This is a genomic window from Streptomyces glaucus (assembly GCF_039533365.1).
Classification (GTDB): domain Bacteria; phylum Actinomycetota; class Actinomycetes; order Streptomycetales; family Streptomycetaceae; genus Streptomyces; species Streptomyces glaucus.
In genome coordinates this window covers 18,531-31,360 of sequence record NZ_BAAATK010000013.1, presented here as the reverse complement: position 1 = coordinate 31,360, position 12,830 = coordinate 18,531, and the positions used below count along the sequence as shown (strand labels likewise).

Genomic DNA, 12,830 nt, shown 5'->3' with positions numbered 1-12,830 from the left:
GGCATACAGCCAACCCTCCGGGGAAGGTCCGGCCCCGGTCAATGTGATCTTCACGGCGTCGCCCGGCCCGGCCGCCGTGACGGGTCCCGGCAGCTCACCCGCGTCCGGGAGCACGGCCGGCCGCCCGCCCCGATGAGTTGCGCCGGCCCGCCCGGTCTACCGGTCGTGGACGCGATGACACCCCCCGTGCTCGTGCTGGCCGGACCCGTCACCCGGGACGAGGTGAGGGAACTGGGCGACCAGGTGCAGGCCCTGCTGCGGACCAGCGGCGCCGGGGTCGTCGTGTGCGACGTCGCGGGACTGGGGCCGCCGGGACTGGGCATCGTCGACCTGCTGGCGCGGCTGCAGCTGGCCGCCGGCCGTGCCCGGGGCCGGATCCGGCTGCGCGACCCCGACCCGGCGCTACCCGCCCTGCTCGACCTGGTCGGGCTCCGCTTCGAGATGGAGGGGCAGCCCGAACAGCGGGAACCACCGCTTGGTGTCGAGGAAGCAGTGGAACCCGGTGATCCGGCCATGTGACGTCTCCAGCACCTGCACCGCCCACGGGGCGAAGCCGCCGGCATCCGGGTCCGGCTTGTACTGGGCGAACCCCGGCAGGCCGTTGACCTGGACCGGAAGCAGACGCGAACCCGCGCAGGACGCGCCGAGCGTGGTCATGAAGCCCGTGATGTCCCGCACGCCGGTCAGCCACAGGTCGAACGGCGGCATCGTCATGACGGCGTCCTCGTGCAGCAGGGCCGTCAGCGCCGACATGTCGTATCCCTCGAAGGCCGCCACATAGCGCTCCAGGAGCTTTCGCTGCTCCTCGTCCAGCGGGTCGGCGACGGCCGCGTCGGCGCCTTGCCGCCGCCGCTCGGCCAGGGTCGCGCGGGCCCGCTGCAGGGCGCTGTTGACCGACGCGACCGAGGTGCCGAGCAGCTCGGCGACCTCGCTCGCCCGCCAGGCCAGCACCTCGCGCAGGATCAGCACCGCCCGCTGCCTGGGCGGCAGCTGCTGCAGCGCGGCCATGAAGGCGAGCCGCACGGACTCCTTGGCGATCGCGGCCTGTTCCGGGTCGTCGGTCGCGGGCAGCACGCGCGCGTCCGGCACCGGCTCCAGCCAGGTGTGGTCCGGGCGGGGGGACAGGGCCGCCCGGGCGAGCGGCGTCGACTCGGTGAGGTCCATGGGCCGCGCACGCTTGTTGCCCGCGCTCAGCATGTCCAGGCAGACGTTGGTCGCGATGCGGTAGAGCCAGGAGCGGACGCTGGAGCGGCCCTCGAACGTGCCGTAGCTCCGCCAGGCGCGGACCAGGGTGTCCTGGACCGCGTCCTCGGCCTCGAAGGAGGAGCCGAGCATGCGGTAGCAGTAGCCCGTCAGCTCGACCCGGTGTTTCTCCAGTGTGGCGCCGAGGTCTGTCGTCGCCGTGCCGTCGTTCATCGTCCACCCGCCCCTGTGGCCGTCCTGTCGGTGCGCCTCTTCGCGCCTCGCACTTCGGAAGCTACCGCAGGGCACTGACAACGGCCCTCGGAGCGGGGAAAGGGCAGCTCACAGGGGGTGGGGGGCGGGTGTCGCGCCCGGCGTGCTCAGGCCGCCGCGAGCCGGCGCCCGGCCCGTGCCGCCCGCGTCCCGAGCACCGTGATCGCCACGACGCCCAGCACCGCCAGCAGCCCGACCCCCACGGTCCCGGCCCAGCCGCCCGCGTGGAAGGCCACCGCGCCCGCCGTGCTGCCCGCGCTGGAGCCGATGTAGTACGCGGACTGGTACAGGGCGGAGGCCTGGGCGCGGCCGTGCGCGGCCGTCCTGCTGACCGCCGAGGACGCCACCGCGTGGCCCGCGAAGAAGCCCGCCGTGATCAGCACCAGGCCCAGCAGCACCAGCGGCAGGGACCCGGCCAGGGACACCAGCAGGCCCGCCGCCGTCGTACCGCCCGCCGCGTACAGCGCGCCCCGGCGGCCCAGGCGCCCGACCAGCCGTCCCGCGGTCGACGCCGACACCGTGCCGACCAGGTAGACCAGGAAGATCGAGCCGACGACGCCCTGCGGCAGCCCGAACGGCGCCTCGGTCAGGCGGTAGCCGATGACCGTGTACACACCGCCGAACACCGTCATGAACAGCGCGCCGATCGCGTACAGGCGGCGCAGCAGCGGGTCGGCGAGGTGGCCGCGGACCGTGCGGGCCAGGACCCGCGGGCGCAGGGAGCCCGGCCGGAAGTGCCGCGGGGCGGGCAGCAGCAGCCGGAAGGCGACCGCGCACGCCACCGCGATCACGCCGATCACGCCGACGGCGACCCGCCAGCCCCACTCCTGCGCGACCCAGCCGGTGACGACCCGGCCGCTCATCCCGCCGACGCTGTTGCCCGCGACGAACAGGCCGATCGCGGTGACCAGCGCCTTCGGGGTGACCTCCTCCGCGAGGTAGGCGGTCGCCGACGCGGGCAGCCCGGCCAGGGCCGCGCCCTGCAGCGCCCGCAGCGCCACCAGGGCGCCCAGCGAGGGCGCGAAGGGCACCAGCAGCCCGATCGTCACCGCGACCGCCAGCGACGCCGTCATGACCGCACGGCGGCCGAAACGTTCCGACAGCGCGCTCATCGGCAGGACGAACAGCGCCAGTCCGCCGGTCGCCGCGGCCACCGTCCAGCTCGCGTCGCTCGCGCTCACCCCGAAGTCGCCGGAGACCAGCGGCAGCAGCGCCTGGGTGGAGTACAGCAGGGCGAAGGTCGCGACCCCGGCGAGGAAGAGGGCGAGGCTCATCCGGCGGTAGCCGGGACCGCCCGGGGCCATGCGGGAGTCGACGACGGGGACAGCGGAGTCGGCGCCCACGACGGCGGGCGCCCCGGTACTGGCGGGAGACATGCCTCGACCGTAGGGACGCCGCCGCTGATCCGTCCAATGCGCCGAATCGCCATAATCGTTCCCATGGAGCATCAGCCGAGGCCACGGGCTCGTCTGTCACCGTCCGGTGACACAGAAGACATGGTGACGTTGCTGGCGCCGCGCCTCGCGTACTTCGCGGGCGTCGCCCGCACCGAGCACGTCACGCGCGCCGCCCAGGAGATGGGCGTCCCGCAGTCCACCCTCTCCCGCGCCCTGGCCCGCCTGGAACAGGACCTGGGCGTCGACCTGTTCGCCCGCCGCGGCCGCACGGTCTCCCTGACCCCCGCCGGCCGCACCTTCCTCGCCTCCGTCGAACGCGCCCTCGCCGAGGTCGGGCGCGCCGCCGACGAGGTCCGCGCCGACGCCGACCCCGCCACCGGCAAGGTCGCCTTCGGCTTCCTGCACACCATGGGCGCCGAGACGGTCCCCGGCCTTCTCCAGGCCTTCCGCGCCGACCACCCCCGCGTCCGCTTCAGCCTGGTCCAGAACTACGGCGAGGCCATGCTCGAGGGCCTGCGCGCCGGCGAGCTGGACCTGTGCCTGACCTCCCCGGTCCCCGACGCGCCCGACCTGGTGGCCCGCCGCCTCGACGAACAGAAGCTCCGCCTGGTCGTCCCCGCCGACCACCGTCTCGCCGGCCGCCGGCGCGTCCGCCTCGCCGAGGCCGCCGAGGAGACCTTCGTCACCCTGGAACCCGGCTACGGCCTGCGCCGCATCACCGACGACCTGTGCGGGCAGGCCGGCTTCAGGCCGCGGATCGCCTTCGAGGGCGAGGAGGCCGAGACCCTGCGGGGCCTGGTGGCGGCCGGTCTGGGCGTCGCCCTCCTGCCGCCCCCGGCCGTCCCCCGCCCCGGCGTCGTGGAACTCACGGTCACCTCCCCGCGAGCGGTCCGGGAGATCGGCGTGGCCTGGCTGGAGGGCCGCCCGGACACGCCGCCGGTGGCCGCGTTCAAGAAGTTCCTGCTGTCGCGCAGGGGCCGCCTGCTGTCCGCGTGAGGCGCGGCGCTAGTGCCGCAACGACCTGCCGAACCCGGCGGCCAGCGGCATCCGCAGCCCCAGCGGCGGCGGAGCGGCCAGCGCGTCCGCCACCGGCCGCGAGAACGCCCTCCCGAAGAGCGCCCCCAGCACGAAGTCCTCGGCCAGCGCCAGCACTTCGTCCCGGTACTGGTGCAACCCGTGCCCGTCGGTGTGCACTTCGAAGCGGCACACGTCCCGGTTCGCCTTCTTCGCCCGGGCCGCGAGCCGGAACGACGACTCCGGGTCGCTGCGCCGGTCGTTCGTGCCGTGCACGATCAGCACCCGCCGCCCGGCCAGCTGCTTCACCGGTTCCGGCGGCGCGGCCACGTCCTCGTCCGGCAGCCAGGGGGCGATCGCCGCCACGGAGTCGACGGCCTCGTGCCCGCCCGCGCGCAGCGCGGCCCGCCCGCCCATGCCGACGCCGACGAGGCACACGGCGACGTCGCCGTAGCGCCGCACGGCCTCGTCCGCGGCCCAGGACGCGTCCCGCGCCAGATGCGCCTCGCTGCCGTTCCAGCCGCGGCAGCGGTAGTGGACGACGTGGACGGCCAGCCCCTCCTCGCGTCCCGCGCGCGCCAGCCGGCGGCCCAGCGCGCGGACCGACGCGGTCGCCAGCAGGGGAGAGGGTCTGCGGCCGGAGACCTCGTCCCCGTCGGGGAGCAGCAGCGCCACCCCGCTCACCGCCGTCGGTTCCGGACCGAGCGCCCGCCCCAGCCGGGCTCCGCGGACCGGTGTCGCTTGCTGTGCCATGACAGAACAGTCTCAGAAGTCCGGGCGTACGCCACCCGTCCGTGCGGTCACCGTTGCGTATCGACGGAAACGCCCGGAGTCCGGAGAAGAGCGCTCTACGCGCGTAGGAGTTACAGTGCGGAGATGACGAGCCACAGCACCGCGAAGACCCCGACGCCGGACCAGATCCGCCGGGCGCCCAAGGTTCTGCTGCACGACCACCTCGACGGCGGGCTGCGCCCCGCCACGATCGTCGAACTCGCCCGCGAGACGGGCTACTCCGGCCTTCCCGAGACCGATCCCGACCGGCTCGCCGTCTGGTTCCGGGAGGCCGCCGACTCCGGCTCCCTGGAGCGCTACCTGGAGACCTTCTCCCACACCGTCGGCGTCATGCAGACCCGCGACGCGCTGGTCCGGGCCGCCGCCGAGTGCGCCGAGGACCTCGCCGAGGACGGGGTCGTCTACGCCGAGGTCCGCTACGCCCCCGAGCAGCACCTCGAGGGCGGACTCCGCCTCGAAGAGGTCGTCGAGGCCGTCAACGAGGGCTTCCGGGAGGGGGAGCGGCGGGCGCGGGCGAACGGCCACCGCATCCGCGTCGGCGCCCTGCTCACCGCGATGCGGCACGCCGCCCGCGCCCTGGAGATCGCCGAACTCGCCAACCGCTACCGGGACCTGGGCGTCGTCGGCTTCGACATCGCGGGCGCCGAGGCCGGCTACCCGCCCACCCGGCACCTCGACGCCTTCGAGTACCTCAAGCGCGAGAACAACCACTTCACCATCCACGCCGGCGAGGCCTTCGGGCTGCCGTCCATCTGGCAGGCCCTGCAGTGGTGCGGCGCCGACCGGCTCGGGCACGGGGTGCGCATCATCGACGACATCCAGGTGCACGAGGACGGCACGGTGAAGCTCGGGCGGCTCGCCTCCTACGTCCGGGACAAGCGCATCCCGCTGGAGCTGTGCCCCAGCTCCAACCTCCAGACGGGGGCGGCGACGTCGTACGCCGAGCACCCCATCGGGCTGCTGCGCCGGCTGCACTTCCGCGCCACGGTCAACACGGACAACCGCCTGATGTCCCACACCAGCATGAGCCGGGAGTTCGAACACCTCGTCGACGCATTCGGTTACACGCTCGACGACATGCAGTGGTTCTCTGTCAATGCGATGAAATCAGCGTTCATTCCTTTCGATGAACGACTGGCCATGATCAATGACGTGATCAAGCCCGGATATGCCGAGCTGAAATCCGAATGGCTGTTCCAGCAGACCGCTTCCACCAGCGGTTTCGCGGCCGAAGGGAACTGACGGGGGAATTCTCGGGGCCTGTTTCGGCGGACCGCATCCACCGGTCGTCCGCATTTCGGGGTTTGCGGCGCGCGGCACCGCGTGTTTACGGTCGTGAACCGCTCACCCCGTCACCCACTTCGAGGACGCATTTCATGAAGCAGTCTGCTGCCAGGACCCTCGGCGTCGCCGCTCTCGGTGCCGCCTTCGCCGCCGCCGGCGCGGGCGCGGCCGACGCGGCCCCGGCCCTCCCGGACGCCGCCCAGACGCTGGGCACCGTCACCCAGGCCCTTCCGACGGAGACCGCCACCCAGGCCGTGCCGGGCGGGAGCGCGGCGCTGGAACAGGGACAGGGCACGGCCGAGGCGGCCCTGACCACCGTGCAGCCGGTCGCCGAGCAGGTGCTGGCCGAGCGGCTCTCCCAGATCCCGGTCCAGCCGGTCGCCGAGCTGCTCGGCGGACTGCCGGTGAACGGCGCGCCCGCGCACGGCCTGCCGGTGACGGGACTCCCGGTCGCCTGAACCGCGCCGTCCGGACGCGCCGACGGGGCGCACCCCCGAACACGGGGTGCGCCCCGTCGGCTTGTCCGCCTGCGGCGGCTCACCAGGCCGCGCGCGCCTTCCCCTCGGACGGCAACAGGATCCACAGCGCGAGATAGAGCAGGAACTGCGGGCCGGGCAACAGACAGGAGAGCAGGAAGATCACGCGCATCGTCGTCGCGGAGGTGCCGAAGCGCCGGGCCAGCGCGGCGCACACGCCGCCGATCATGCGGCCGTGGGTGGGGCGGGCGAGGCGGGACATGGCGGCTCCTTCGTGGTGGCCGGCGGGGTACGCCGTACGTCGGTCCGGGGCTTTCGGCTGGTCGCCCCGTCTGACCTCCACGCTACGGAGACGAAGGGGGCAAAGCGTCACTCCACGGGGCGATCCCGACCCTGGGAATCGTCGGGGTCCGACCCTGAGAGGACTCCTCCCACGGGCCGGCCGCGCGGCCCCGGCGCTCGGACCTGCGGCGCAGCCAGGCACGCCCGGCGGGCACGACCGCCAGATGGGCCAGGGCCACGCCCAGGGCGTTCAGCAGCAGCGAGTCGACGTCCACCACCTGGCCGGGCACCCCGGTCTGCAGCAGCTCGATGGCCAGCGACAGCAGGGCTCCGGCGGCGACGGTACGCAGCAGGGAGGCCAGTGCCGAGACGAACAGCCGGCCGCCGGCCGCCGGCAGCAGCACGCCCAGCGGAGCCAGCAGCGCGAGGCCCTCGCCGATGCGGCGGGCGGCCTGCGCCCAGCCGAGCGCCAGGTCGTCCCGGATGCCGGCCAGCGGGCGGAGGTTGGCGGGCATCACCCAGGGGACGTCCAGCGGTCGCAGCGTGAACCAGGCGACGAACGCGAGGTGGGCGACGAGGAGGACACCTCCTGTCACACGGATGTGGATCACGGCGCTGTCGCCGACGGAGCCTTGACGCTGCACGCCCCCCTAGACGCGGCCACCGGCGGGATCGGTTCCGCCGTGCCGCCCGGCGTACGGGTGAGGCATGCGCCACACGGCCGGGTCAGTCCCCGGCGACCTCGCTCGACGGCGGCCGCTCGCCGCCGGGACGGGCACGGACCTCGTCCGTGCACGCGTACCGGAGCGGCCGCTCCTCGCCCGGGCCCCCCAGGATCACCGAGCCGTCGCCCTCGGCCGCGGCCGAGTCGGAGAACGTGCAGACGATCTGGGCGAGGGCGTGCGCAGTGAGGTCACCGGGCGCGGAGCTCAGCCGCAGGGTGTCCGCCGGATCGCCGGGACGCGGACCGCTCACCGTCGTCCCGCCCGGTACGGCTGTGCTGTACCCGGCCTCCCGCTCCGCCGCCGACGGCGTCGCCGCGAGCTGGTCCAGCAGCCCCTGCGCCACCAGGACGCGCCGCGCGGAGTCCGCGGCGCCCTCCGGGACCCGCACGGACCGGTCGACGGTCACCAGCGAGGTGCCGCACCGCAGGAACACCCGCACCGGCATCCCGCGCGACTCCCGCGCCGACGGCTCCGGCTCGCCGAGCGAACACCGCACCCGCGAGGGCGCCGGCCCGAAGTCCGTCGGCACCTCGGTGGCCCGGATACCGCAGCCGGCGAGCAGCACGGCGAGCACGGGCAGGGCGGAGGCGCCCCGCAGGACGCGGCGCCGCGCCGGCGCCCGGCCGATGCGGCGGCGTATGTTCGTCAGGCCTCCCTGTTCGCGCATCAGACGTCCCTCTTCGCGTCCTTGCCCTCGTCCTCGGCGGCCCCGGCGGCCCCGGTGGTCTGCCCGGTCGGCGCCGGCGTGTGCCGCGGCAGCCGCAGGGTGAACACCGCGCCTCCCTCCGGGGAGTTGGCGGCGGTGATCTCGCCGCCGTGGATGTGCGCGTTCTCCAGGGCGATGGACAGGCCCAGCCCGCTGCCCTCGGAGCGCGGCCGGGAGGCGCTCGCCTTGTAGAAGCGGTCGAAGACGTGCGGCAGGACGTCCTGGGGGATGCCGGGCCCGTGGTCCCGCACCTGGATGAGGAGCTCGTCGTCCGTCTCCCGGACCGACACCCGCACCGGCGACCCGCCGTGCTTGAGGGCGTTGCCGATGAGGTTGGCCAGGATCACGTCCAGGCGGCGCGGGTCGAGACGCGCGTGGATGCCGCGCTCGGCGTCCAGCTCGACCGCGTCCAGCCAGGCCCGGGCGTCGATGCAGGCGGTGATCTGGTCGGCGATGTCGACGTCGTCCAGGACCAGCCGGGCGGTGCCCGCGTCGAAGCGGGTGACCTCCATCAGGTTCTCGACCAGGTCGTTCAGCCGCCGCGTCTCGCTGACGACGAGCCGTACGGCGGGCTCGATCATCGGGTCGATGCCGCCGCCCTCGGAGTCCAGCTCCTCCTCCAGCACCTCGGTGACGGCGGTGATCGCGGTCAGCGGTGTGCGCAGCTCGTGGGACATGTCGGCCACGAAGCGCCGGGAGGCCGCCTCCCGCGCGGCCATGTCGGCCACCCGCTTCTCCAGGGCCTCCGCCGCGCTGTTGAACGTCCGTGACAGATCGGCCAGTTCGTCGGTGCCCGACACCCGCAGCCGGGTGTCCAGCTTCCCCTCGCCGAGCCGCCGCGCGGCGACCCCGAGCCGCTGCACCGGCTTCAGCACGGTGGAGGCGGCGGCCTGCGCCAGCAGCGCCGACCCGATCAGCGCGAGCGCCGTCGCGATGCCGAGCGACCAGGCCAGCGAGTTGAGGTCCTTCGCCTCCGGCTCCAGCGACTTGAGCATGTAGCCGGTCGGGCCGCCGCCGATCACCCTCGTCCCGGCCACCAGGTACGGGGTGTCGCCGTCGACGATCCGCTGCCAGTACAGGTGGTACGGGTACCGGTTGGCCGAGGTGACCTTCTGCTCCTTGTTCACCGCGGCGCGCAGCGACGCGGGCACGTCACCGAGCGCGAAACCGCCCAGCCCGCCGGAACTGCCGTACACCGTCCTGCCGTCGGGGTCCTCGGCGACGAGCAGCACGCCGAACCGCTGGCTGCTGCCCGCCATCTGGCCGGCGGCGTGCTGCAGCTCGTCCTGCGTGGGGTGCGCGGGCAGCGCGCCCGCCCGGTTGCGCATCTCCTGCTCGAAGTCGCGCAGCACGGCGTCCTGGGCGCGGGTGAGCACCGCCTCCCGGTTGAGCCAGTACGCGATCCCGGACGCGGACACGGCCGCGGTGAGCGCGACCAGCCCGAAGACGACGACCAGCCTGAGCCGCAGGCTGGTCAGGCGCAGCCGCGACCAGACTCCCTTGCGCGCCGCGGACCAGCCGCGCGGACCCCCGTCGTGTTCCCGTGTCACTGAGGCGGATCCAGCCGGTAGCCGACACCGCGCACGGTACGGATCAGCGTCGGGGACGACGGCACGTCCTCGACCTTGGCGCGCAGCCGCTGCACGCAGGCGTCCACGAGCCGTGAGTCGCCCAGGTAGTCGTGCTCCCACACCAGCCGCAGCAGCTGCTGCCGCGACAGCGCCTGCCCCGGACGCCGGCTCAGCTCCAGCAGCAGCCGCAGTTCGGTCGGCGTGAGTTGCAGGTCCTGGCCGTTCTTCGTGACGGTCATCGCCGCCCGGTCGATGACGAGGCTGCCGAACGTCGCCGAGTCGCTGGACTCCCGCTCCCCGCGCCGCAGCACGGCCCGGATCCGGGCGTCGAGGACCCGCCCCTGCACCGGCTTGACGACGTAGTCGTCGGCGCCGGACTCCAGGCCGACCACGACGTCGATGTCGTCGCTGCGCGCGGTCAGCAGGATGATCGGCAGCTGGTCCGTGCGCCGGATGCGCCGGCACACCTCGAAACCGTCGATGCCGGGCAGCATGACGTCCAGCACGATCAGGTCCGGCCGCTGCTCACGCAGCAGTTTCAGTCCGTCCTCACCACTGGCAGCGGTGGCCACCCGGTGTCCCTGGCGCGTCAGGGAGAGCTCCAGGGCCGTACGGATGGCGTCGTCGTCCTCGATCAGCAACAGGGAAGGCACGGGCTCATTCTGGCCCATGGAGGGGGCCCCGTTCGACCCGCGGGCCGGGAGAGGAGCCGCCGGGACCCCCGGAGACCGCGCGTGATCTCCGCCGCCACCGCGCCCCGGCCCTGTGACAGGTCTGTGACAGTCGGCGGACACGGCCATGAAGTCGCCCCGGCAAGCTTTTCGGCACAGGCAAGGAAGCGAACCGGAGCGGGCCGGAGCAGGACCGGCGGCACCCGGCGAGCCGAACACCGGAAGTCCACGACGGGGGGCGCGAGATGAGCACGCTGCACGGCACCAGCACCAGCGCAGTGATCACACGCCTGCACGACGTGCACCGGGGTTCCGAGAAGTCCGGTGCCGCGAGCGGGCGGGGGTGCGTTCGCGGCACTGGGCGTCAGCACCCGGCGTACATGTCGGTGGTTGACGCGAACACGGGGGAGACACACGGGGGAACCGCGTACGGGGAGGCTCCGGGGGAGCACCGTTCGCTGTCGGAGGCGGAGTTCACCGCCTACGTCCAGGAACGTCGCGCCTCCCTGTACGCAACCGCCTACCACCTCACCGGCGACCGCTTCGAGGCCGAGGACCTGCTGCAGAGCGCGCTGTTCTCGACGTACCGGGCGTGGGAGCGGATCAGCGACAAGGCGGCCGTCGGCGGATACCTCCGCCGCACCATGACCAACCTGCACATCAGCGCCTGGCGGCGCCGCAAGCTCAACGAGTACCCGACCGAGGAACTGCCGGAGACGCCCGGCGACACGGACGCGATGCGTGGCACCGAGCTGCGCGCGGTCCTGTGGCAGGCGCTGGCCCGGCTGCCCGAACTCCAGCGCACCATGCTGGTCCTGCGCTACTACGAGGGCCGCACGGACCCGGAGATCGCGGAGATCCTCGGCATCAGCGTCGGCACGGTGAAGTCCAGCATCTGGCGGTCGCTGCGCCGGCTGCGCGAGGACGAGGCGCTCAGCCTCGGCCGGGACGAGGAGGACGCCTTCGGCGAGCTCGTCGCCTGAAGGTCCGGGGTCTCCGGGGAATTTCGGAGAATCTTCGGAAGATGAGGACTCGGGGTGTATCAGGGGGGAGGCACCGGGGTCTTCATCACAGGGACCCGGGATCCGGGTCCCCGGGGGGAAGCACCATCCGGGGGGAGCACCACGGGGGAACGGGGGAAAGAAACGGGGGGACACGGGGGAAGCACCACGGGGGAGCACGGGGGAGCGGGACTGGAGGGCCGGGGGTCTCTCCAGTCCCGCTTTTCCGTGTCCGGCCCCGGCGCCTACGCCGAGTGCGCCGCCGTGGGGGCCGGGGCGCACCGCCCCGCCGCCGCGGCCGCCAGCCGGCCCATCGCTTCGTCCCGGTCGCAGGCGTACGCGCCCAGCGCCGTCTGGCGGGCCACGATGGACCGCTCGGCGCGCATCAGCCGCCAGCCGCGGCGCAGCAGGAACGGCACCGACTTGCGGCCCTCCCGCAGATCCCGCAGGAAGCGCCGGCGGAAGGTCGTCACCGCACCGCGGCTCAGACACAGCGCGTCGGCCAGCACGCCCAGTTCCCGGCACCGCGCCACGATCTCCGCGGCGAAGATGCCCTCCGCGATGAACAGCGGGGTCCGCCCGATGTCGACCGTCTCCTCACCGGTGCGGGCGCTGCGCGCGATGTCGTACACGGGGACGTTCGTACGACCCGTGCGGCACAGCTCGGTGATCGCGGCGACGGCGGTGTCCGCGTCCCAGGAGTCGGGATGGTCCCAGTCGATGTCGGAACTCCCGGCCACCAGGGGCAGCGTCGGGTCGTCGCCCTCCTTGTAGAAGTCGTCGAGCCGCAGCACGGGCAGGCCGGAGCGGGCGGCGAGGAGGGACTTGCCGGAGCCGGAGGGGCCGCAGAGCAGCACGACTCGCGTCGGTATGGGCGGATGGGAGTTCACGGGACACCAGTGTGAGGCATCGGCCGGTCGCCGTACGACCCAGCGGGTCGCCTTTGAAGTGCGCGTCACATGGTCACTACTGTTCGTGACGTAATTGTCACCCCGAGTACCGACAAGGCGGCAGCAGTGATGACCCGACGAGCGTCCTCCCCCGTCCCCACCGCCCGGCGTGCCCTGGTCGTCCTCGCGGCGGCGGGGGCGGCGCTGGGCGCAGGCGCGGCGACGGCCGGCGCGGACACCGAACCGTCCGCCCGTGCCGCGCAGACGCGCCCCGCCGCGCCGGGCCAGGCCGGTCCGCAGGCCGTCCGCCTGCTGGTCGACACGATCGGCCACGTCCTCGGTCCGATCGTCCGGCTGAACCCCGACCAGGCGGTGAGCCCCGATCAGGCGGTGAACCCCGAGCAGGCGGTGAGCAGCGGTCCGGCGGCGGACGGTGCCCGGACGGGGGGCGCCGACGGGAGCCGGCAGGGCGACGGCGCGTAAGCGGCCGGCTTCCCGCCGCCCGGCGGTGCGGCAGCCGGGCGGGCGGCGCGAGGACGGCGCGGAGCCGTGTCCCCCTCGGGCGG

15 protein-coding genes are annotated in these 12,830 nt (G+C 73.8%); 6 read left to right on the top strand and 9 right to left on the bottom strand.

Translation table 11 applies throughout. The features are described 5' to 3' along the window. Positions 1–132: 132 nt before the first annotated feature. Positions 133–519 carry an STAS domain-containing protein gene (locus ABD363_RS12375; RefSeq protein ID WP_344602550.1) on the top strand — a complete coding sequence of 129 codons (387 nt, stop codon included), beginning with the start codon at positions 133–135 and terminating at the stop codon, positions 517–519. On the opposite strand, the gene ABD363_RS12370 is transcribed toward ABD363_RS12375, so the two are convergent. Both ABD363_RS12370 and ABD363_RS12365 read right to left on the bottom strand, forming a co-directional pair. After that, positions 403–1,416: a sigma-70 family RNA polymerase sigma factor gene (locus ABD363_RS12370; RefSeq protein ID WP_344602548.1), complete on the bottom strand. Its 1,014-nt coding sequence runs from the start codon at positions 1,414–1,416 to the stop codon at positions 403–405. The two genes, ABD363_RS12375 and ABD363_RS12370, sit on opposite strands and share 117 nt — an antisense overlap. Positions 1,417–1,562: 146 nt before the next feature. Further along, positions 1,563–2,831: an MFS transporter gene (locus ABD363_RS12365; protein ID WP_344602546.1), complete on the bottom strand. Its 1,269-nt coding sequence runs from the start codon at positions 2,829–2,831 to the stop codon at positions 1,563–1,565. A 63-nt stretch (positions 2,832–2,894) separates the two neighbouring features. On the opposite strand from ABD363_RS12365, the gene ABD363_RS12360 reads away from it, so the two are divergent. Beyond that, the gene (locus ABD363_RS12360) at positions 2,895–3,848 is read left to right on the top strand and encodes a LysR family transcriptional regulator (protein WP_344602544.1); all 954 of its coding nucleotides are present in this window, start codon (positions 2,895–2,897) and stop codon (positions 3,846–3,848) included. 9 nt (positions 3,849–3,857) lie between these two features. Here the strand turns inward: ABD363_RS12360 and ABD363_RS12355 are convergent, their stop codons facing one another. After that, positions 3,858–4,619: an alpha/beta hydrolase gene (locus ABD363_RS12355; RefSeq protein ID WP_344602542.1), complete on the bottom strand. Its 762-nt coding sequence runs from the start codon at positions 4,617–4,619 to the stop codon at positions 3,858–3,860. Positions 4,620–4,742: 123 nt separating this feature from the next. Here ABD363_RS12355 and ABD363_RS12350 point away from each other — a divergent pair, with 123 nt between their 5' ends. Together ABD363_RS12350 and ABD363_RS12345 are read left to right on the top strand one after the other, a co-directional pair. Next, positions 4,743–5,900 carry an adenosine deaminase gene (locus ABD363_RS12350; RefSeq protein WP_344602540.1) on the top strand — a complete coding sequence of 386 codons (1,158 nt, stop codon included), beginning with the start codon at positions 4,743–4,745 and terminating at the stop codon, positions 5,898–5,900. A gap of 134 nt (positions 5,901–6,034) precedes the next feature. After that, positions 6,035–6,400: an ATP-binding protein gene (locus tag ABD363_RS12345; protein WP_344602538.1), complete on the top strand. Its 366-nt coding sequence runs from the start codon at positions 6,035–6,037 to the stop codon at positions 6,398–6,400. A gap of 79 nt (positions 6,401–6,479) precedes the next feature. On the opposite strand, the gene ABD363_RS12340 is transcribed toward ABD363_RS12345, so the two are convergent. The 5 genes from ABD363_RS12340 to afsQ1 form a co-directional block, all read right to left on the bottom strand. Beyond that, positions 6,480–6,680: a PspC domain-containing protein gene (locus ABD363_RS12340; protein WP_344602536.1), complete on the bottom strand. Its 201-nt coding sequence runs from the start codon at positions 6,678–6,680 to the stop codon at positions 6,480–6,482. 82 nt (positions 6,681–6,762) lie between these two features. Next, positions 6,763–7,344: a VanZ family protein gene (locus ABD363_RS12335; protein ID WP_344602534.1), complete on the bottom strand. Its 582-nt coding sequence runs from the start codon at positions 7,342–7,344 to the stop codon at positions 6,763–6,765. 82 nt (positions 7,345–7,426) lie between these two features. Next, positions 7,427–8,092, bottom strand: a complete 666-nt coding sequence (locus ABD363_RS12330; RefSeq protein WP_344602532.1) for a hypothetical protein — start codon at positions 8,090–8,092, stop codon at positions 7,427–7,429. Further along, positions 8,092–9,681: an ATP-binding protein gene (locus ABD363_RS12325; protein ID WP_344602530.1), complete on the bottom strand. Its 1,590-nt coding sequence runs from the start codon at positions 9,679–9,681 to the stop codon at positions 8,092–8,094. Before ABD363_RS12325 ends, ABD363_RS12330 begins: the two co-directional genes overlap by 1 nt. Then, complete coding sequence (afsQ1, locus tag ABD363_RS12320; RefSeq protein WP_189287708.1) at positions 9,678–10,355, bottom strand: two-component system response regulator AfsQ1; 678 nt, start codon at positions 10,353–10,355, stop codon at positions 9,678–9,680. Before afsQ1 ends, ABD363_RS12325 begins: the two co-directional genes overlap by 4 nt. 263 nt (positions 10,356–10,618) lie before the next feature. On the opposite strand from afsQ1, the gene ABD363_RS12315 reads away from it, so the two are divergent. Beyond that, a complete protein-coding gene (locus tag ABD363_RS12315; protein WP_344602526.1) occupies positions 10,619–11,356 on the top strand; it encodes a SigE family RNA polymerase sigma factor in 738 nt (245 codons plus the stop codon). A 263-nt stretch (positions 11,357–11,619) separates the two neighbouring features. Here the strand turns inward: ABD363_RS12315 and ABD363_RS12310 are convergent, their stop codons facing one another. After that, on the bottom strand, positions 11,620–12,333 hold the full coding sequence (locus tag ABD363_RS12310) for a uridine kinase family protein (RefSeq protein WP_425577977.1): 714 nt from the start codon (positions 12,331–12,333) through the stop codon (positions 11,620–11,622). Between the two features lie 60 nt (positions 12,334–12,393). Here ABD363_RS12310 and ABD363_RS12305 point away from each other — a divergent pair, with 60 nt between their 5' ends. Continuing rightward, positions 12,394–12,747 carry a hypothetical protein gene (locus ABD363_RS12305; protein ID WP_344602522.1) on the top strand — a complete coding sequence of 118 codons (354 nt, stop codon included), beginning with the start codon at positions 12,394–12,396 and terminating at the stop codon, positions 12,745–12,747. The last annotated feature ends 83 nt before the right edge of the window (positions 12,748–12,830 follow it).